Origin of the sequence: Thermococcus argininiproducens (assembly GCF_023746595.1) — an archaeon.
Lineage (GTDB): Archaea > Methanobacteriota_B > Thermococci > Thermococcales > Thermococcaceae > Thermococcus_A > Thermococcus_A argininiproducens.
This window is the reverse complement of record NZ_CP080572.1, coordinates 1255953-1275942: the sequence shown is the minus strand read 5'-3', so window position 1 is coordinate 1275942 and position 19990 is coordinate 1255953. Positions and strand designations below refer to the sequence as shown.

General features: G+C 38.6%; 23 protein-coding genes and 1 tRNA gene. 11 read left to right on the top strand and 13 right to left on the bottom strand.

Annotated features, from left to right (window positions below; genetic code table 11):
• The first annotated feature begins 22 nt into the window (after positions 1-22).
• The 3 genes from K1720_RS06840 to K1720_RS06830 are packed head-to-tail and all read left to right on the top strand — an operon-like array spanning position 23 to position 2485.
• Positions 23-790, top strand: coding sequence for a LamB/YcsF family protein (locus tag K1720_RS06840; RefSeq protein WP_251947921.1), 768 nt, complete (start codon positions 23-25; stop codon positions 788-790).
• A gap of 4 nt (positions 791-794) precedes the next feature.
• Complete coding sequence (gene pxpB, locus K1720_RS06835; RefSeq protein WP_251947920.1) at positions 795-1487, top strand: 5-oxoprolinase subunit PxpB; 693 nt, start codon at positions 795-797, stop codon at positions 1485-1487.
• Complete coding sequence (locus K1720_RS06830; RefSeq protein WP_251947918.1) at positions 1484-2485, top strand: 5-oxoprolinase subunit C family protein; 1002 nt, start codon at positions 1484-1486, stop codon at positions 2483-2485. Before pxpB ends, K1720_RS06830 begins: the two co-directional genes overlap by 4 nt.
• On the opposite strand, the gene K1720_RS06825 is transcribed toward K1720_RS06830, so the two are convergent.
• Positions 2486-2914 carry a UPF0179 family protein gene (locus tag K1720_RS06825; RefSeq protein WP_251947916.1) on the bottom strand — a complete coding sequence of 143 codons (429 nt, stop codon included), beginning with the start codon at positions 2912-2914 and terminating at the stop codon, positions 2486-2488.
• 24 nt (positions 2915-2938) lie between these two features.
• Positions 2939-3979, bottom strand: a complete 1041-nt coding sequence (locus K1720_RS06820; RefSeq protein WP_251947914.1) for an NAD(P)-dependent glycerol-1-phosphate dehydrogenase — start codon at positions 3977-3979, stop codon at positions 2939-2941.
• A 95-nt stretch (positions 3980-4074) separates the two neighbouring features.
• On the opposite strand from K1720_RS06820, the gene K1720_RS06815 reads away from it, so the two are divergent.
• The 4 genes from K1720_RS06815 (at position 4075) to K1720_RS06800 (ending at position 6768) form a co-directional block, all read left to right on the top strand.
• On the top strand, positions 4075-4881 hold the full coding sequence (locus K1720_RS06815; RefSeq protein ID WP_251947912.1) for a DUF63 family protein: 807 nt from the start codon (positions 4075-4077) through the stop codon (positions 4879-4881).
• A 2-nt stretch (positions 4882-4883) separates the two neighbouring features.
• Entirely contained in the window at positions 4884-5639 is a 756-nt protein-coding gene (locus tag K1720_RS06810; protein WP_251947910.1) for a bifunctional fructose-bisphosphatase/inositol-phosphate phosphatase, read from the top strand.
• 552 nt (positions 5640-6191) lie between these two features.
• Positions 6192-6299 (top strand) — tRNA-Met (locus K1720_RS06805).
• A 25-nt stretch (positions 6300-6324) separates the two neighbouring features.
• Complete coding sequence (locus K1720_RS06800; protein WP_251947908.1) at positions 6325-6768, top strand: hypothetical protein; 444 nt, start codon at positions 6325-6327, stop codon at positions 6766-6768.
• A gap of 8 nt (positions 6769-6776) precedes the next feature.
• Here the strand turns inward: K1720_RS06800 and K1720_RS06795 are convergent, their stop codons facing one another.
• The 9 genes from K1720_RS06795 to K1720_RS06755 all read right to left on the bottom strand — a co-directional run bounded on the left by K1720_RS06795 (position 6777) and on the right by K1720_RS06755 (position 15625).
• Positions 6777-7436 carry a segregation and condensation protein A gene (locus tag K1720_RS06795; RefSeq protein WP_251947906.1) on the bottom strand — a complete coding sequence of 220 codons (660 nt, stop codon included), beginning with the start codon at positions 7434-7436 and terminating at the stop codon, positions 6777-6779.
• A 10-nt stretch (positions 7437-7446) separates the two neighbouring features.
• Entirely contained in the window at positions 7447-10980 is a 3534-nt protein-coding gene (gene smc / locus K1720_RS06790; protein ID WP_251947904.1) for a chromosome segregation protein SMC, read from the bottom strand.
• Positions 10981-11045: 65 nt separating this feature from the next.
• Positions 11046-11450, bottom strand: a complete 405-nt coding sequence (locus K1720_RS06785; protein WP_251947902.1) for a type II toxin-antitoxin system VapC family toxin — start codon at positions 11448-11450, stop codon at positions 11046-11048.
• Between the two features lie 35 nt (positions 11451-11485).
• Entirely contained in the window at positions 11486-12718 is a 1233-nt protein-coding gene (gene eif2g, locus K1720_RS06780) for a translation initiation factor IF-2 subunit gamma (RefSeq protein WP_251947901.1), read from the bottom strand.
• Between the two features lie 105 nt (positions 12719-12823).
• Complete coding sequence (locus tag K1720_RS06775) at positions 12824-13204, bottom strand: 30S ribosomal protein S6e (RefSeq protein ID WP_055282705.1); 381 nt, start codon at positions 13202-13204, stop codon at positions 12824-12826.
• 640 nt (positions 13205-13844) lie between these two features.
• Entirely contained in the window at positions 13845-14360 is a 516-nt protein-coding gene (locus K1720_RS06770) for a permease (RefSeq protein ID WP_251947899.1), read from the bottom strand.
• Positions 14357-14839 (bottom strand): permease, encoded by a 483-nt coding sequence (locus tag K1720_RS06765; protein ID WP_251947898.1) that lies wholly within the window; start codon positions 14837-14839, stop codon positions 14357-14359. The genes K1720_RS06770 and K1720_RS06765 overlap by 4 nt, the downstream gene beginning before the upstream one ends.
• The gene (locus K1720_RS06760) at positions 14840-15184 is read right to left on the bottom strand and encodes a winged helix-turn-helix domain-containing protein (protein WP_251947896.1); all 345 of its coding nucleotides are present in this window, start codon (positions 15182-15184) and stop codon (positions 14840-14842) included.
• A 117-nt stretch (positions 15185-15301) separates the two neighbouring features.
• Positions 15302-15625, bottom strand: a complete 324-nt coding sequence (locus K1720_RS06755; RefSeq protein ID WP_251947894.1) for a hypothetical protein — start codon at positions 15623-15625, stop codon at positions 15302-15304.
• Positions 15626-15971: 346 nt separating this feature from the next.
• Here K1720_RS06755 and K1720_RS06750 point away from each other — a divergent pair, with 346 nt between their 5' ends.
• Complete coding sequence (locus tag K1720_RS06750) at positions 15972-16142, top strand: preprotein translocase subunit Sec61beta (RefSeq protein WP_055282715.1); 171 nt, start codon at positions 15972-15974, stop codon at positions 16140-16142.
• Here the strand turns inward: K1720_RS06750 and K1720_RS06745 are convergent.
• Positions 16139-16798, bottom strand: a complete 660-nt coding sequence (locus tag K1720_RS06745; protein WP_055282717.1) for a hypothetical protein — start codon at positions 16796-16798, stop codon at positions 16139-16141. The two genes, K1720_RS06750 and K1720_RS06745, sit on opposite strands and share 4 nt — an antisense overlap.
• Positions 16799-16869: 71 nt before the next feature.
• On the opposite strand from K1720_RS06745, the gene engB reads away from it, so the two are divergent.
• Complete coding sequence (gene engB / locus K1720_RS06740) at positions 16870-17445, top strand: GTP-binding protein EngB (protein WP_251947892.1); 576 nt, start codon at positions 16870-16872, stop codon at positions 17443-17445.
• On the opposite strand, the gene K1720_RS06735 is transcribed toward engB, so the two are convergent.
• Positions 17414-17878: an Lrp/AsnC ligand binding domain-containing protein gene (locus K1720_RS06735; RefSeq protein ID WP_167887402.1), complete on the bottom strand. Its 465-nt coding sequence runs from the start codon at positions 17876-17878 to the stop codon at positions 17414-17416. The genes engB and K1720_RS06735 overlap by 32 nt on opposite strands.
• A gap of 152 nt (positions 17879-18030) precedes the next feature.
• Between K1720_RS06735 and K1720_RS06730 the strand changes: the two genes are divergently transcribed.
• A complete protein-coding gene (locus K1720_RS06730) occupies positions 18031-19101 on the top strand; it encodes a Clp1/GlmU family protein (RefSeq protein ID WP_251947890.1) in 1071 nt (356 codons plus the stop codon).
• 47 nt (positions 19102-19148) lie between these two features.
• Positions 19149-19988, top strand: a complete 840-nt coding sequence (locus K1720_RS06725; RefSeq protein WP_251947888.1) for a geranylgeranylglycerol-phosphate geranylgeranyltransferase — start codon at positions 19149-19151, stop codon at positions 19986-19988.
• Positions 19989-19990 lie beyond the last annotated feature (2 nt).

Sequence of the window (19990 nt, the reverse complement as noted above, 5' to 3'; positions counted from 1 at the left end):
ATCTATGAAGTGGTGAAAAACTATGAAAATTGACCTTAATTCAGATCTTGGGGAAAGTTTTGGGAGGTATAAGCTAGGTCTCGATGAGGAGGTTATGAAGTACATAACCTCAGCCAACATTGCCTGCGGATGGCACGCAGGAGATCCCCTAGTAATGAGGAATACTGTGAGACTTGCAAAAGACATGAACGTTGAAGTTGGCGCTCATCCAGGATATCCTGATCTTATGGGATTTGGAAGAAGATATATGAGCCTTACAAGAGAAGAGGCCAAAAACTATATCCTGTATCAGATTGGGGCCTTATATGCATTTGTGAGAGCTGAAGGATTAACATTACAGCATGTCAAACCACATGGAGCTCTTTATAATGCTCTCGTTAGAGATGAAGAACTTACAAGAGGTGTTCTTGAAGGAATAGCTGATTTTGATAAAAACATAATCTTCGTCGGGCTTTCTCTGTCAAAACCCTTAGAAATTGCAGAGGAAATGGGACTAAAAGTTGCTCATGAAGTTTTTGCAGATAGAGCTTACAATCCTGATGGAACCCTCGTTTCACGAAGGAAATCAGGAGCGGTAATCCATAATAAAGAGGAGATAGCCGAGAGAGTTATCTCCATGGTAAAGGATGGTGGAGTAAAAGCGATCAATGGGGAGTGGGTTGAACTCAAAGCAGATACAATCTGCGTCCATGGGGATAATCCAAAAGCTGTAGAGATAACAGCCTACATAAGAAAACGCCTCGAAGATGAAGGAATTAAAATAGTTGCAATGAAAGAGTTGATGCGGTGATCAAATGTTCCCTAAGTTCAAACCTGCTGGTGATTCAGCAATAGCCATAATCTTCGGCAGTGAAATTAGCGAAGAGATAAACAAAAAAGTGCATGCTGTGGCGGAAACAATAGAACATACTTCTCCAGAATGGCTAGTTGAAGTTGTTCCCACATATACAAGCGTTTATGTGTATTATGATCCTATTAAAATTTCCTACTCTGAGATAGCAGAGGTCCTGAAGCCTTTTTTATCAGCCGAACCTAAGAAAGAGGAAAAAAGAATAGTTAAAATACCCGTTGTCTATGGAGGAAGCTTTGGCCCGGACATAGAGTTCGTTGCTCAATACAACAATCTCACCATAGATGAAGTTATAGAGATTCACTCAAAACCCCTATATCGAGTTTATATGCTCGGATTTCTCCCTGGATTTGCGTATCTGGGTGGCATGGACGATAGAATAGCAACGCCTAGACTTGAAAAACCCCGTTTAAAAGTCCCTGCTGGAAGTGTGGGTATAGCTGGAAAACAAACGGGGTGGTACGCAATAGAAAGCCCTGGAGGATGGAGACTCATTGGCAGAACTCCCTTAAAAACGTTTGACCCCCGTAAAAAACCTCCAAGCATTGTAAAAGCTGGAGATTATGTGAAGTTTGTTCCTATAAGTGAAGAGGAATTTCAAGAGATTTACAAAGATGAATGGGGAGAGGAAAGATGATAGAACTCGTCAATGTGCCTTCTTTAATTACAGTGCAGGACTTAGGAAGAAGAAAATACCAGAGTTTTGGAGTTCCCGTTAGTGGCGTGATGGATGAGGTTTCTGCAAGACTAGCAAACTATCTTGTAGGTAATGAAGATAACACTCCACTTCTAGAGTTCGTATTAAAAGGGCCCACCATAAAGTTCCATTCCTCGACGGTTTTTGCAGTAGGTGGAGATGTAGAAGTAAAGCTTAATGGCCAGCCAATAAAAGCATGGAGGAGCTATTGGGCAAAAAGAGGAGATATACTTGAGATAGGCACCCTTAAATCCGGAATGTATGGCTATATAGCGTTTGCCGGAGGAATTGCATGTGAACCAATTTTAGGTAGTTGCTCCACATACTTAAGAGCAAAATTTGGAAAGGCTCTAAGTTCTGAAGATAAGCTTAAACTTGGTTATGCAATTTTAACTGGTAAAGAAGGAAAACAACTGCCAAAAGAATTTGTTCCAAAATATGAAAAGGAAAATATAGTTAGAGTTACCCTTGGTCCTCAAGAGGAACACTTCACCAAAAGAGGCATAGAAACCTTCCTAACATCAGAATATACTGTAACTTCTGAATCCGATAGAATGGGTTACCGCCTGGAAGGGCCAAAGATAGAGCACTCTGATAAAGGAGCAGACATAATAACTGATGCAATTCCTCTTGGGTCAATTCAAGTACCAAAAAATGGAAAACCCATAATAATGCTTGCAGATAGACAGACTACTGGAGGGTATGCAAAGATTGGTGTTGTGACAAGAGTTGACATCCCCCGAGTAGCCCAAACAAGGCCTAATGAGAAGATTAGATTTAGAACAGTTAGTGTTGAAGAGGCTCAAGATGCTTTGAGAAAAAGAGAACAAATGATGAAAGCAGTAAAGCTTTTTCTCAAGGGAGAACTTAGAGCATACAAATTGAGAGTCTCTGAAGAAGAGGTGATAGCCTTCACAAAAGTGGAAAAGAAGAAGTGATCATTCTTTCTCCCGCATAACACGAGCAACTTTGTAGTGCTTTCCATCACATTCAAAATCATCTAAAATTTCAAGAATCTTGACAATATCACCCTCAAAGAGGCCTTCTGGCCTAGTAAGGGTTTGTTTTTCAGGATCACTGCATTCAACAAAGCTTAATTTTATTTTCGAACCCACTATTGCAACTCGTGGTTCCATCGCTACTTCTATTGCTGGTTCAATAACCTCGACCACTCTAACCTTACCTTCGTGCAGTGGGCATGAGTGCTCTATGTTTCTAACCCGTACAACCTTGTACCTCCTTCCTGGCTCCAAATTTCCTACACAAACTCTTGCAAGTCTACAACTTTTGCAGGGATCAGCTGGCCCATAATAAATGAATTCAACTCCTGGTTTTGCAAGCTTTTCCCCAACCAACGTGATTGTCATTTTAACACCTCCTATGAAATATGATCATATTACTCCAGTTACCTTGGCTGCTTTTTCAGCAGCCTCTTTTGTTAATCCATCTTTGCCCAAGATAGTATACCTTTCAGGTCGTATAGTATGAGCAATAGTCAAAGCCTCTATTATAAACTCCGGGTCAATTCCTAGTTCATATGCATTAGTTGGTGCCCCAACCCTCTTTAATGTTTCTCTAATTTTTTGCCATTTCAAGCCATGTAAGTATGCCATTATTATTGTTCCAACTCCACATTGTTCTCCATGTAATGCGGGTTTTGGAGCTATTGCATCCAATGCATGGCTAAATAGATGTTCAGCTCCACTGGCAGGCCTTGATGAACCTGCTATGCTCATTGCAACACCACTCGAGATGAGGCCTTTTATGACTTTCCGAACACTCTCTTCGTTACCTAATCTTATTATGTTAGCATTCTTAATTACCATTTTGGCACTCATAAGAGACAAAGAAGCAGCATACTCACTGAAATATTCTCCCTTTATCTTATGTGCAAGTTCCCAGTCTTTCACTGCAGTCAGGTTGCTTATCATATCTCCAACTCCTGCTGCAAGATACCGATAGGGGGCAGTCTTTATAACATTAACATCCGCAATAATAGCCACAGGTGGACGTGCTTTTATAGACGTCTTGGCATTAAGATCCTTTATTGACGCATTTGCACTCGCTATCCCATCATGAGAAGCTGTTGTTGGGAAGCTTATGAAGGGAATGTCTGCTTTAAATGAGGCAAGTTTAGCAACATCGATTATACTTCCACCACCTACCCCCAGAAGCCAGTTAATATTCTCATTTTCAATAAGCTCTAAGGTTTTTTGCACTTCTCTCATTGAGGCCTCTTTTATCACCATATTTCTTACATTAAATGAATTTTTCAAATGTTTTTCAACATCCTTTCCTGCTATCTCCTTTGTTTTGGGCCCATAAAGAATCAGGGCATTTTCCCCTAATTTTAACCTTCTAGCTACTTGACTGACTTTATCCTTCAAGTCTTCTCCGAGAAGAACTTCCCGAGGTAACTCCATTAAATGCATGAGACTCACCATCCTATTCTTAGGGTTTCAAAGCTTAAAAAATAATTGGAAGAAAAAGCTTTAACCTTTCTCACAATATTCCTCTGGGTGATCAAATGGGAATTGCGGAAGTCTTTCAGAGATACTTTATAGATCCAATAAAATACAACCAAGGATATAATATCGTTAACACATTAACATATGCCCTAATTCTTGGATTAGCCTCTTTAGGGGTTTATAAAATTTTAAAAAAGCTCAATATAAAGTATGATAACGCTTTCTTTAGGGCCCTTATGCCCTACATGATCCTGGGAGCCTTTGGACGAGCCTTAACTGATGCAACCATAATACCTAGAACGTATCTCACAGTCACGCCGGGGATTTATATTCTTGTATTTACAATAACGTTCTCTGCTTTATTAATAACCCACAAACTTTTTGAAGATTGGCAAAAGGTCTTCTTATACTTTGGTTGGAGTCTCGTTGGGATAGAGGGGTTACTTCTATTATTCAACATTGATAAAGTCGATTTTAACCTCACAGTCTTAAAATACTTTATTCCACTTGCGACGATAGCCCTTATAACAATATATCTACTTTCAAAAAAGATCTGGCTGGTTAAAGAAAACTCTTACCTCTTCTATGCCCATTTCTATGATGCCACAACAACATTTGTAGGCGTTGACTTTTTGGGTTACTGGGAGCAACATGTAGTCCCAAGATACCTGATGGAACTTACAGGAACTGCTGCAGTGATGTATTTATTGAAGTTTGCTGTACTAATTATCGCTTTATATCTCATGGAGAAGCTGGAAGAAAGTGAAAGTGATAAAGAGCTCATGGATTTCATAAAAATGGTAATGTTCATTCTTGGTTTTGCTCCTGGTACTAGGAACCTTTTGAGAATGCTCATGGGGGTTTAGATATGTATGAGTGGAATGAGATAGCACTTAATCTTGCAAAGGATATTGAAAGGGAAATTATGCCACTTTTTGGCACAAAAAAAGCTGGAGAATTTATTGGATTCAGCCCAAGTGGTGATAAAACAAAGTTTGTTGACAAAATAGCTGAAGATATAGTTTTAGAGTATCTTAAACCCCTTGGAGTGAACATCATAAGTGAGGAAATTGGAAGCATAGATACCGGGAGCGAGTACTCTGTCATCGTTGATCCCATTGATGGTTCTTTCAATTTTATTCATGGAATCCCAATCTTTGGATTCAGCTTTGCAGTTTTTAAAGAGAAAAAGCCAGTGTATTCCATGTTATACGAGTTCATACCTAAAAATGTTTATGAAGGAATTCCAGGAGAGGGGGCATACCTAAATGGAGATAGAATAAGAGTAAAAACGCTAAATGAAAAATCGATCTCAATAAGCTTTTATACAAGGAGAAGGGGAGCAAAACTAGTTGAAAAAGTTAGAAGAACTAGGGTATTGGGAGCCATTGCGATAGAGCTAGGATATCTTGCTAGAGGCTCTCTTGATGGGGTTGTGGACATAAGAAACTACGTTAGACCCACTGATATAGCTGCCGGTTACATAATCGCAAAGGAAGCCGGAGCCATTATAACCGACGACAGTGGAAAAGAAATTAGATTTGATCTTAGTGCATCAGAGAAATTGAATATAATAGCTGTAAACGACAAGAGACTTCTCAAACTGATACTCGAAGAGATCTAACTTAAACTAAAAAATGAAAAACAACAAAAGTACTCAACTCTCTCAAATCACCGGACCTCCTTCCACCCTAAAGGACGAGACTTTCATGAAGTAATTTCCTACGTTGTCTATGCAGATTAAGACGTATTCTTCAGCAGGTATGGCTACCCCATATTATTCTTCATTGACTCCATATCCCCTAATAGGTTCCATGATATACATTACTCAAAATATTGCCACTCCTCACCTTTTTCATATGTGATTAAGACAATATGAATACCCCTTTGCTCCTCTTGAACTACGACCTTCACTTCTGAAAGAGTATTATGTTTCTCCCCTCCTTCTATAGTGCGATTGATGTATTTACCCATTACATTGTCAGCTAAAAAGAATTGCAGGAATTGCCTAGGAATATTTGAATATTTGACAAGTATTGCTTCATTAATATGAAAAGTATCTCCTCTAAAATAATTATAATGTGATCAATTATTAGACTAAAAAATATAAGAAAACCAGAAGATTCAAACGGGCGAAAGATTTAAAAATAAATCACAAAGAGGTATATGCGGAAGTGCCGGGGTGGCTCAGCCTGGTCAGAGCGCCCGGCTCATAGGGCCGCTCCCTCTTGGGGGAGCCTGAGAAACCGGGAGGTCGCGGGTTCAAAGCCCGCCCCCGGCACCATTAAAAGTCTTTTCTAGGTGTTACAATGTTGCTCACAAACCACGCAAAAGAAAGGATCATTAAAAGACTTTCAAAACGACGGAGACTCGATCTAGTCTACTCCTCCATTCTAAAGTTTCTAGAAAGTGCAAATGAAATAAAGATAAACGAAAAGATTATTATTTTTACTGATGGGAAGAAGTCTCTTGTGTGCACTAAATTGCCCTCCAAGATTCTAACTAAGAATGAAACTGAGAAAATAAAGAAAATAGAAGATAGTTATGAGTGCATTTTCTGGGGAAAAGAAAAGTTTGCTCGTGTCACAACTCCAAAGAAGTTCCTAAATAGTATCACAGAAGAGGGATTTTATTTCTATCTCAATCGGGAGAAAAAAGTCCTTTATATCGGAAGCACTCAACCACTATTAGCTATAACATTCAGACCAGCGAAAAAAGATGAGAGAAACCTATTTATAAGTCTCAAAGCATGATGAAATCCTCAGTTCTCTATAGGTACTACAAATATCTCTCCAAATGGTTCTTCCTGAATGAGCTCTATTTTCCCCATATTTGCCAGGAACAACAGATACAGAAAAGTCCTTGCCACTATTTTGGGACTAGGATCAAATATAAGCTCCCAAAAAGTTATTTTGTCCTTAGTATTATTGTAGAGCTCTTTCACTATTTCATACAGCTTATTAACATGCTTTTCAATGTCCACACGAAAATCATCGACAACGAATATTTCTTCTTCAATTTGTACTTTCTTTTTCTTTTTAGGTTTTCTTTTCTCAGTCTCTTCAAGGGCATCCATTAAAGCCTCTATTAAATCATCCAAAGTATAATACCTTTCCGCTCTCCTAAGAGGTGGAATGTATGGATCAACATCTACCCTTATTCTTTCCTCTTCCTTCTGTTCCTCTTCTTCTTCATCCTTAGCATAGAGCAGAGCCTCAGTTTTCATTCTAAGGAGAATAGAGGCCGCTAGAATGGCCCTTGCTGAGATTCTCAAATCTAAGTCTCTCATTTCTCTTATACGTTCAATGTATTTTTCAGTAATATCCACTATATCAATGTTCCACGGGTCAACTTTACCCATAGTGACAAGTTGCAAGAGTATATCAATTGGGGTTATTTCTTCTTCTCTTCTATATTCCATCTTATTTCACCTACAGACCAAGGGCATTTGCATTTTTTGCCCTTGCTTTCTCCAAGTACTGCATGGCCTTTTCAAGGCTTAAACTGACAACCCTTGAAACTCCTCTACGCATTGAGACACCAATTATTTTATCAGCGTTCGACATCATAACATCCCTTAATGTAATAACTATGAACTGACTGTCTTTTGAAGCTTCCTTTATTAAATCCGCTACTCTTTTAACGTTTGCATCGTCAAGGTGAGCGTCAATCTCATCAAAGAGGTAGAATGGAGCTGGCTTAAAGTGCTGTATAGCAAAGACAAAGGCCAATGCAGTTAATGCCTTCTCTCCACCACTCATAGCTTCGATTCTCTTTACTTCCTTTCCAGCTGGCTTTGCTTCTATGTCCAAACCTCCACTAAATGGATCCTCTTCATTCTCAAGGACAAGCTTTGCCTCTCCTCCCGGAGAAAGTTTTGCAAAAAGTTCTGAAAAGTTCTTCGCTATTGCATTTAGCGTTTGCATAAATACATTCCTCTTTTGACTCTCTATTTCATTTATGAATTCAACAATACTCTCTTTCTCAGCTTCAAGGCGTTCTCTCTTTGACTTAAGCTCTAGATATCTCCTCTCAACGACTTCATAATCCTCAATGGCTTTCATGTTTACTGGTTCAAGTTTTCTAATCTCATCTTCCATTTGTTCAATCTCTTCCCTAAGCTTTTCAAGATCCTCTGGTATTTCTTTAACAACTTTAACGTCGTGATGTTTCAATTCACTGGTCTTTTCTTTAAGTTGTGCCTCATATTGGGCCATTCTTATCTTAATAGAATTGGCTTCTAACCTAAGTTTTTGCAGGACATCTCTCAACTTCTCTTTTTCTTCTCTCATTTGAGAGATCTCCTCTCTAAGTTTCTCTCTCTCATCTCTTAGGGATTTAAGTTCATCTTTTACTTCCTGTTCTTTCTCTTGGAGTTCTTTAAGCCGCTCTTGTAGTGACTTAATATCCTCTTCATTCTGCACAATGCTAGCTTTGAAAGCGTTTATTCTGTTGATAAGCCCCTCAATTTCTTCCTCAAGATTTGCTTTTCTTGGGATAAGCTCATCGTTGATTCTTATATCAAGATTCTCAAGCCTTGACTCTATTTTGCTGAGTTCCTCTCTAAGACCACTTATTTCATGTTCAACTTCTCTTATCTTCTGGTTGAGTTCTCTAGCTTCTGGATTATCTAATGCTTTTCTAAGCTTATTCCTCATCTTTTCAAGTCTCTCTATTCTTCCACTGAGTTTTGCAAGATCACCTTTTGTCTGATGAATCCGTTCTTCCAATTCTTTTAATCTCTGTTCTCCCATCTCAATTTCTTCTTTCAAACCTTTATCTTCATTTAAGAATCTCTCCATGTCTTTCTGTAACATTTGCAAGTCCTTAGACACATCACTCTTTTTCATTCTAAGTTCAAATAGTTCTCTCTCCAATCCTCTTTGCTCAAGCTTTAGAGCATTTATTTTAGATTCAAGTTGTTCTTTCTCCCTCTCACGTGCTTCTAATGCCATCCGTATCTCATCAGTGTTAACAGCAAGCTTCGTTCTTGGTCGGTAATATCCTCCAACAATAGCGCCACTTCTCTCCAAAAGCTCACCTTCGAGCGTGACCATTCTAACCTTACCAATACCTACCTCTCTTGCCTCATCCATATCATTAACTATTAATGTATCTCCAACGGCAAATGAAACGGCATTCCTAAACTGTGGATCATATTCAATAACATCCATGACTGGAATCCCTTTAGAAGTACCATTCAGTTTTCTTGGCCTTATTTTATTAAGAGGTAAAAATGTCAGTCTTCCCAGCTTATTCCGTTTTAAGAAGTTTATAGCCTTTTCAGCTACTTTATCATCTTTTACTACAACATTATCCGCGTGTGAACCTAAAGCAACTTCTACAGCTGTAAGATAGGTATCATCCCTAACCTTAATGAGCTCAGCCAAAGAACCATAAATTCCAGGGATATTGGCCTTTTTAAGAGCTTCAAGTGTCCTATTTTGGCTGATTTCCTTTCGGGCCTCGGCCTTGATGAGTTCTTCGTTGAGCTTTTTGATTTCGGGAGTTATTTTTTCTAATTTCCTTTGAACCTCTTCTAGCTCTTTTTCGATTTTTCGTACTCTTGCACCAGCTCTTTCTATCTTCGAGTCTATTTCTGAAAGCTCAGATTTCTTAGAATTTATTTCCTCTTTGAGCTCTTCAATTTTATTCTTCAGAACAAGTCTTCTAGTGGAATTCTGGGAATTCCTAGCTTTAATTCGCTCTATCTCTTCTGTCATTTTTGTAATTTCGCTTTCTTTGAAATATTGTTCTTTCTTTGCATTCTCAAGATCCTCTTCGACCTTATCTAGTTCTTGTTTTGCAATAGTGAAGTTTTTATCTATTTCAGCGAGCTTTAGTATTAGTTCATTTCTCTCTTTCTCCTTTTTCTGAATCTCACCAAGAAGTTTTTCCCGCCTTTTCTTCCATCTCTCAATAGCAGATTTACCTTTTTCAATTTCTTCAGAAACAGTTTTTAATTCCTCTTTCACTTTTGTAAGGCGCCTTTTGCTCTCATTTATTTCCTTGCGAGCAAGCTCTATGTTCTTTTTAGCTAGCTCTATTTGAGAAGTGACCTCGCTTATCTTTTTCGTGACATCAAGTATTCCATCTTCACTCTTCTCTTCAAGCTCCCTTTCCACCTGACTCAGAGTTTTCTCCTTCTCAAGTATTGTTTTTGCAATTTTCTCCAGTTCTTCGTTTATACGCTCTATTTCAGACTCTATCTCTTTGTCTCTCTCTTGACTTGTGGCAATAAGATTTTCCAATCTCCTAACTTCTCCCACAAGGAGAGTGGTCTTTGCAATTTCGAGTTTCTCTTTTAAGTCAAGGTACCTCAACGCATCATTTCTTTCTTTTTCAAGCTTATCGAGTTGTGTCTTAACCTCTCTAATTAGAAGGTCAACTCTTGCCAGATTCTCCTCTGCTTGCTTAAGTTCTTCCATTGCTTTTTTCTTTTTCTCATCATATTCAGCTATCCCCGAGATTTCATCTATTATCATTCTCCTTTCTGTGGGACTCATTTTGATGAACTTAGTTATGTCTCCCTGAAGAACAAGATTGTATCCATCTGGAGATATCATGGCTGCACTTAGAACATCAAGAATATCACTCCTGCTTGTCCTCTTTCCATTTAACCAATAAGCACTCCTACCATCAGGATAAACCCGTCTTTTGATTACTACCTCATCCTCATCGATTGGAAATCCACGATCTTCATTGTTAAAGTACATTGCAACTTCAGCATATTTAGCTGGAGGTTCATCCTTAGTTCCAGCGAAGATTAAATCCCCAATCCTAGTCGCACGCATGGCTTTTGCAGATAACCCACCAAGGACGAAAAGAATAGCATCACCAATATTGCTCTTCCCACTCCCATTAGCTCCCACTATAGCCGTGAATCCACGAGAAAAAGGAACTACGATTTTTCTACTTCCATATGATTTGAAACCCTTCATTTCAAGCTTCTCTACATAGGGCATATTTAACACCTGAGCGAAATTAAGGTGAAATGTAGTTATATATCTTTCCCATTAGAGCGGGATTATTAAACCATGCCCTCAAGCTCTAAAATCTTCTTCTGACGCAGATATATTACGGGAATGCCATTTTCACGAAGCTTTTTCTTTAAAGCCTTATCATTAGTGCATACGATTACATTTGGCATATTTAATGCGAATTCCAATATTTGTTGATCTATAGGTTTCTCTCCAAACCTACCAATTTCAAGTGTAATAAACTTTTCAGCCAGCTTCTTGGCCATCCTAACTGCTATAAGGTCTCTTCCTTTAACTTTACGCTCTATCAAATCCAGCTCATTAAGAACGACATTTGGGATAGCAATCTCAAAATTTACGTCAAGAATACGTTGGAGTTCACCCACTATATCAACTCCGAATTGTCCCGGAACTAAGAGAAAATTTGTATCCGGCACTACAATCCACTTTCTCATGAAGTCCACCATTAAGAAATTGAAAAATAAAGTTATTACTCCCTTATGAAACCATAACCAATGAGTCTCCATCTTGAGCCTACTTGTCTACTTATAGCAACTCTCTCTCCAGGCTCTGCACATATTGGTATCTGAAGCTTTAGTTCTATCTCATCTTTGCCCAATCCTGTAACTAGACCCATTGTTCTAGCTGTTCCCACATTTAATAACAGCACTTCTCTTCTTTTTATTGGTTCCACTCTAAGTTCTTCCTCGGTTCCTACAACCCTTTCTAACAAGTGAACCTCTAATCGAAGCTCTTGCCATACAGGTGGAAGATTCCCAGGTTTTCCTACAACGTTGCCTGCCATAAGATCTCCCTTTGTGAGAAACGGATCTAATTTAGTTCCAACACCCACTAATCCACCTGGATAAGCCTCTTCTACGAACCTACCCCCTGCTTGGAGCGATATAATTTCCGTCGTTATTGGTTCATACTTTATTCTACCATGCTCTTCATAGGGGACCCCTGGCCTTATTTCGATTTCATCTCCAACTTGTAACTTTCCTTGGATAATTGAACCTCCAATAACTCCACCCACAAGTTTCTCTGGGGCTGTTCCAGGTTTATTGACATCAAAACTTCTCAGAACAAGCATCCTAGGAGGTTTATTTGGATCTCTCTTGGGCGTTGAGATTATATCCTCTATTGCGTTTAATAAAATATCAACATTAGCACCATGGAGGGCCGATATCGGAATTATCGGAGCATTCTCAGCTACGGTACCCTTAACAAACTCTTTAATTTGCTCATAGTTTTCTATAGCCTGCTCTTTTTTAACAAGCTCTATTTTGTTTTGGGCAATTATTATATTTTTGTTACCTACTATTTGGAGAGCCATCAAATGTTCTCTTGTCTGTGGTCGTGGACATGGTTCATTTGCAGCAATAACTAAAATGGCCCCATCCATTAAAGAAGCACCTGCAAGCATAGTAGTCATCAAAGCCTCGTGACCTGGAGAATCAATAAACGAAACCCTTCTTTCAAATTCAGTTTCAGCACCACAATACGGACACTTTGGAGAAGTTGAATATTTGCCACAGCTTGGGCATTTTCTTATTTCAGCGTCAGCAAACCCTATTTTAATTGTAATACCCCTCCTAAGTTCCTCACTATGAGTATCTGTCCAAATGCCAGTTAGGGCCCTCGTCAATGTAGTCTTACCATGATCAACGTGACCTACCATACCAATATTAACCTCGGCTTGCTTAAACTTTTTCTTCGCCATTTCCCTCGCCTCCAAAAGTAAGGATTCATTCTCCCTTATTAACCTTGCCACAAGAGCTTTTAAAATTAATCGATGGAACAGAAATTAAATAAAAGGGAGAAAACCTCATGGATACACTATTTTAACGTTTATTTGGGCAATTTCGTGGCTTATTGTATTGCCCCTAACAGTCTTCTTCCTTCTTTCCCCTCTTTCTTGAGGTCTGAATCCAGGACCTCTGGAGAGGAGTATTCTAACCCTCCTTGGGCCGTGAACATCTGGTCTCATTGGAAATCCATCTTTATCTGTCCCACCAGTTATTTTGAGCTTAACCTCAGCAGGAATTTCATTCCCAAAGATTTCACTCAAATTAAGCCCAAGCTCTTTTGGTTCAATTTCGTCTCCTATTCTTAATCCTATAAGCTTCTCTGCTTCCGCTCCGGTAATCTCAACTTGTTTTGCGACTCCACTTTTTGTGTCAGATATTACAAGCTTGAATGTGGCCATTTCCTCCCACCTCCACGTTCATTAGCGGGATTCATTGGGTAAACCCCTTGTCCACCATGGGCTAACTGACCTCCTCCCCGTTACAGCGGGGAGGTTTGCGGGCTCATCACTTACTCGCGTTACCGCTTTCGGTTCAGCCCGAGGGCCGGGTCTTCGGCCAGTTACCCCTACCGCAAAGCGGTTCGGGGTTATTGCTTCAAAGGCCACTCCAAGAGTTTTCAACCACTTGAAGGCGGTTCTTGAAAGGACGCCTAACGGCGTCTTCCCTCCGAGGGCGGAGGGACACAATGAAACCCCTTTGAGAGGAGTTGTTTTTGAGTGGCCCCCTCGAGGCCTTACTACGTTGTTGAATTTAAAAGGGTTTCGACTCACAACAGGCTAGATTCCAATTACCACATCCCTGCCGTGAACGGCGAGGCTTTCAAGAGAAAAATGCTGAAACAAACCGCATGCGCACTGTTAAGTGACGTTGTTTTAAATCTCCCCCGTATGGCAGATAATATCGTCTTGGGATCAAACACTTATATCTTCTTCATCTCCTATATGTTCTCCTCGAAAACCTTGTCGTTTTACGGTAGGGTAGGCCATGGATTATCTTTTACTTTTAAAAGACTTGGTACTCACGAAGGAAAAATGGCAGTTATTTTTTATTACTCCATTCGATTAATTTTTCTATAAACACTCCCATAATGACTACAAAGATAATTGTCAAAATGAGCCTTATTGCCATAAATTTTAGTCCAAGAAATTGAAGTTCTACCATCTCTTGTGGGAGTTTTATACACGCCCATGACGAAAGAAAAACGATGATATTTGATATTTTAGCACCTTTCTTAAGTAGGGTAGCGGCTATTGGAAAGGCAATATAAAGGGGCCCAGTCGGTAATGTACCAAGGACTATCGCGAAGAGGATACCCTTCATACCAGATGTGCTTCCAAGATACTTCACAACAATATCCTTTGGGACCCATACTGCAAAAAGACCTAATATTACCATCACTGCAGGAAGTATCCACACCATCTCAATAAAAAACTCCCATGATGTACTGAGTACCACTTCCTTTTTATCTGGAAAAATTGATAGAAGGCCTACAAGGAGTATTGAAATTAATCCTAACAGAATCCAATCTCGAATCATTTCCCTTTCCTTTTTCATAAGATTGCCCCCATAATCAAGGCAATAATAATTGCGATGATAAAACTCAATCCATTCCGGAGAAACGCTATCCTCTTTCCTAGTTCTTTTATCTCTAAGGGGAGTGTCACTGTTCCAATCATGGTTAATGTAGTTATAAATGCAACCACTGCACTAACTGATGCACCATTCTCAAGAAGAGAGGCTGCCAAAGGGAATGACAATAAAGCAGGGATGTGCATTAATGCTCCAAGTACACCAACAAGCAATATTCCTTTAATTCCTGATTGCTCACCTATAAATCCCGATATTTGTTCAGGTGGCACAAATCCGAGAAGTAAACCAATGACAATTATAATTATAAAGACCATCGGAAGCACTCTAATGAAAGACTTCCCGGCTATTTTGAGAGATTGTATAGCTTTATCCTTGTCCTTAGCAAATGCTATCAAAAGGCCAAAGATAGCCATAGTATTAATAATGAGTGCAGTGATATTCATTTAATCACCTTCCCCCTCCGTTTCCAACAGATTTATTACTATTTTTTTCGTCTTTAATCTCCATACCTTTTCTGGCGCTCCGCCACCCTCTTCTATATATCCAGCAACTTCTATGATACCTGCATTTTTAAGTTCAGAAAGATGATAATATAATCCAGATCTTGTTAATTGTTCTCCTTTTTTAATTAGATATTCATAAATTTCCCTTGTACTTCTACTCTCATTGCCAATATATCTAATTATCAGCCATCTAGTTGGAAAGCGTAAAGCCCTAACAAAATTACGAAGCTGAAGCCAGTTTGGGGGCACGTCTTCTGGGGGTTTGCATGAGCCATCATTACACATGTGAATCACCACAATTCTATAGTTATTAACAGTAATATACTAGTAATATATAAAACTTTCTTCAACGACAAAAAAACCACAATAGCGAGAAAATTAAAAAGAAAATAAAAACTCAACTCACTTATCGGCAAGGCTAATAACCATCTTCCATATCCTCACAACATACTCTGTGGTAGGTGGATAACTTTGTGTAACTTCAACAGTCTCTGCTCTCTTTTTAAAAACTGGAAAGTCTTCCATAATACTTTCGAGTATCTCCTTATTTGGTGCATTCCAGATAGTATACGAACCATATGCAAAGTTATAGCTGGCTAAGAACTCTACCCCTTTGGGAAGGTCTACACCTTCAACCAAAAAAGATTCAAAGAATCTAGCGGCTTCCTTTGTTGCAGCTATGCCTTCTTCAGGGTTCCACTTATGGGTTATGATATACATCGGCAATTTCTACACCTCCAAAATAACTCCCTGAGATCTCTCATGGCGTTAGAGGAGCACACAAGGGAGAGGAAGAATTGTCCAAGGCGTTCATGGTGCTCTAATCAATTAGTTACTCCTCTTCCTAGCTGAATTTTTTCAATTATGGCTAGTGTTCTTGTTATATTTAAAGATTTCCATAATCAAATCAAAAGTTAAGTAACATTTAATTTTACTTAGAGCATTAAATCTATCATCAAATCTTTATAAACCCATACAATATCACAATACTGGAAACTCTCGAATAATTCAGTTTAATATCAAAACTTTTTTATATACCTTTACTTACCTCTTCAACAAAGAGGTGAGAAAAATGGCGAAGGAAAAAACGACTCTTCCACCAACCGGTGCAGGCTTAATGAGGTTTTTCGATGAAGATACAAGAGCAATAAAAATAAGCCCCAAGGGGGCCATAGCAATAGTATTGATTTTCATTGCCATTGAAATACTCCTTAACGTCTTTGGAAGCCAAATCTTCAGTTAAAGGAGTGTTTTCTTCAACCCTCTTGCATTTAATTCCTCATTCACTATCCTTCTAATGGCATCTTCAATATACCCTTTGAGAAGGGTTTCAACATCAGCCTTTATCTGATCAATATCATGCCTTAATCCCTCGAGAAGTCTTATGTATTCCTTGGCCATTTCAAGTTGCCCCTCTTGTTTTATAAGTTGCTCCTTTAAATGTTCAAAATCTTCCTTAATCACTTGAAGCCTCTTTAATTCTCTTGTAAGTTCATCCATTTGTTTTATTAACTTAGAGTTTTCCTCTTTCAATTCTGCAATAACTCTTTCTTTATGCTCAAGTTCTTTTACGAGTGCATTATATTCCGAAGCAATATTGTGAAGTTGCTCAATCTCCCTTATGGGGGGAACTTGCCCATTTCCAAGGATTATTACATCAGGTCCAACATTCACTATATCTGAAGGGCGGATTCTTATTTTTCTTTCGCTTGAAAACATTCCTGTTTGAACTTCACCAGTTTTAGCAAGGTTTTCTAGAGTCTTAATTTTAAATATAAAATAGAACTGGTCATGATCCACTTCAACATTAATGTCCGTTACATAACCCAGTATTTGTCCCTCGGTTAACGACACCACGAACTTATTAACAAGTTGATTTGCCTGTTGACTTTCGGCCATGGCATTCACCTAAGAAAGATTTTTGAAGTTACTATACTTAAGCCTTTCTCGAAGTTAAAAAGGTGAAGATCATGATAGTCTTTGTAGGTCGTTCAAATGTTGGAAAAAGTACCCTCATATTTAGGCTCACAGGCAAATACGTCAAGCGAGGAAAGAGACCGGGAGTTACCAGAAAACCTATCGAACTCGGTTGGAGGGGCAAGACAATAGTAGATATGCCTGGATTTGGATTTATGAGCGGAGTACCAAAACATGTTCAAGAGAAAATAAAAACTGAAATAGTGAGATTTATTGAAAACAATGCTGATAAAATTGACCTAGCTGTTCTTGTCATAGATGGTAAAAGTGCCCTCGAAATTATCGAACGCTGGGAAAAACGAGGAGAAATCCCAATAGATGTCGAATTCTTCCAGTTTCTTCAAGAGCTAGAGATTCCAACCATTGTAGCTGTTAATAAGATGGACAAAATGAAAAATATTCGTGCTACAATAAACAAGCTTATAGAGAAATTTGGACTTTCCGGTAGTTGGGATGATCATAAAGATACTTTTATACCAATTTCAGCAAAATTTGGTACAAATCTCGAGGAACTCAGAAAATTAATAGAAGAAAAGATCAAAAGGTCTCAAGAACAACGTGGGTTATAGTTTCCCTAACACCGTCAAGAGAAGCTACTTCTTCTAAAATCTCATCAAGTCTTGTCTTGTCTGCTTCCACAATAAGATCTATGTCACCAGTAACTCTGTGAATCCGTTTAATTTTAAGCTTTCTAATGGACTCATAAACTTGTTTTCTTTTTGTGGGTTCAATTCTAACAAAAATAAACACATCCCCTTTCTTCTCCCCAAGGAATTCTAATGCTCTATCTGTAAGATCGATAAACCCTCTTCCAGTTCTTATATATCCAAGCTCTTTGAGAGTCTTAAGATGATTGCTCAGAGCTTGTCTCGTTATTCCAAGCTCATCTGCAATTTCATCTTGTGTTTTCTCAACTGTGTGTACCTCTATAGTTTTCCCCTCTTTGTAAAGCTTCTTAAGCAATTCTATCTGCCTTGATGTAAGTGCAGTTTCATTATTCATTTTCAATCACCCCTTACTATTTTCTTTGCCATCATAAACCAATACGTTTGAGAGTTTAATAAATCTTTTGGTCTTTGTAAACAAATCCCACTACTTATTGCCATCCAATGCTCAGGGTTAATTTTTTAATTACTTCCTTTTTAATTTTAACTATGAATAAAGCCAAGTACACGAACAGAGTTCCAGAAGATAGAAAAGAAGTTGTCGAGGTCATCAGAAAGCTCAAAAAACCTGTAAAGATCATGATAATAGGGAGCGTGGATAGCGGAAAGACCACGCTCACAGTTTTTTTAGCAAACGAACTGTTAAAAGAGGGCCTTAGAGTAGGAATAATTGATAGTGATATAGGTCAAAAGGGAATTCTTCCTCCAGCAGTCATTAGCCTTGGATTTCCAGAGGAAGTGTTTACCTCTCTAGATGAGATAAAAGCCAAAAAACATTATTTTGTAGGTACTATTACTCCTAATCAGTTCTTTGGGGAGATGATAACTGGAGTAAAACTTCTCGTTAATGAAGCCATTAAAAGGGCGGATGTTATTCTCATAGACACTACTGGCCTAGTACATGGCCCAGGTGTAGAATTGAAACGAATGAAAATCGAGGTAACTAATCCCGACATTATTATTGCCCTTCAGAAAAAAGACGAGCTTGGAAATATTATTCAGCCTTTTGAGGGCAAAATAAGAATATTCAAATTAAAAATTAGTGAAAACGTGAGAATTCACACCAGAGAAGAAAGAAGAAAAATAAGACGAGACAAGTGGAAAAGATATTTCAAAGAATCCCATGAATGGGAGATTGACCTGCAACAGATAAACATAAGTGGCACGCTAATGTTCCAAGGAACAAAAATCACTGAAGAAGAGAAAAATATGTTAGAGAGTCTTTTTAGATGGATAATATTTCATGGAAGAAAAATTTCCAATAAGTATTTCGTGGTAAAAGCAAATATTGGAAACTTTCCCAGAAGTTTTGATCGAAACACGCTCATGGCCTGTGATTTCGAAAACTTAAGCAATCTTATCGTTGGCCTTATAGACAGGAAGGGATTTTGTTTGGGATTAGGGATTCTCAAGTTCATAAATTTCAACGAGCTTAAAGCTCACTTAATGACTCCCCTAAATAAAGAAGAACTTGAAAAAATTACGGAAATAAGGTTAGGCAGAATTAGAGTTAGGGAAGACGGGGAAGAGCTCGGCCTCCTCCCTAGAGAAGCCCTTTAGAGAAACATTTTTAACCAAAAAGTGTCTGGTAGTATTAGGTGCTCCTAATGGAACTCAAAGGACTCATTGAAATTGTAAGACCAGCTAATTGTATTATCGCAGGTTTAGTAGGTATCCTTGGCGCTACTGTAGCCTTAGGTAGTTTACCCCCTAACAAAACAAGTTTGCTGATATTTTTAGTAGTTTTCTTGGGATGTAGCTGGGGAAACACAATAAATGATTATTTTGATTATGAAATTGATAAAATTAACAGACCAAAAAGACCTCTTCCGAGAGGAGCCTTTTCCAGAAATACTGCCCTCATTTATGGTCTCTCTCTGGCACTTTCAGGCCTTTTTATAGCATATTTAATTGGCATTGAAGCATTTCTCTTTGCATTAGGTGCATATTTATTGATGTTCCTCTATGCATGGAAACTCAAACCCCTGCCATTCATCGGGAACTTAGCCGTTGCAACCTTAACTGGGGCAACGCCTATTTACGGCGCAATCGCTGTTGAGAAAATAGGGCTAGCAGGTTATCTCGCTCTCTGTGCATTCTTGGTAAACGTTGCCAGAGAAATTTTCAAAGATGTCGAAGACATAGAAGGTGACAAAACCCAAGGTGCAAAGACTATCCCTATTATTTGGGGTATTAAGAGGGCTTCCATGATTGGAGTTTTGTTCAACATAACTACCATTATGGCGTCGTTCCTTCCTGTAAGAGCAGGAATAGGCCTTGGATACTTCCCCATAATCTTTGTAGATGGAATAATTTTATGGGCAAGTTACGAAGTTTTAAAAAGCCCTTCTCCTACAACTGCCGGGAAGGTTCAAAGAAAGCTGAAAATTGCCATATATTTGGCAGTGCTCAGTTTTTTACTAGGATCAATAACAAGGGAGGTGTAATA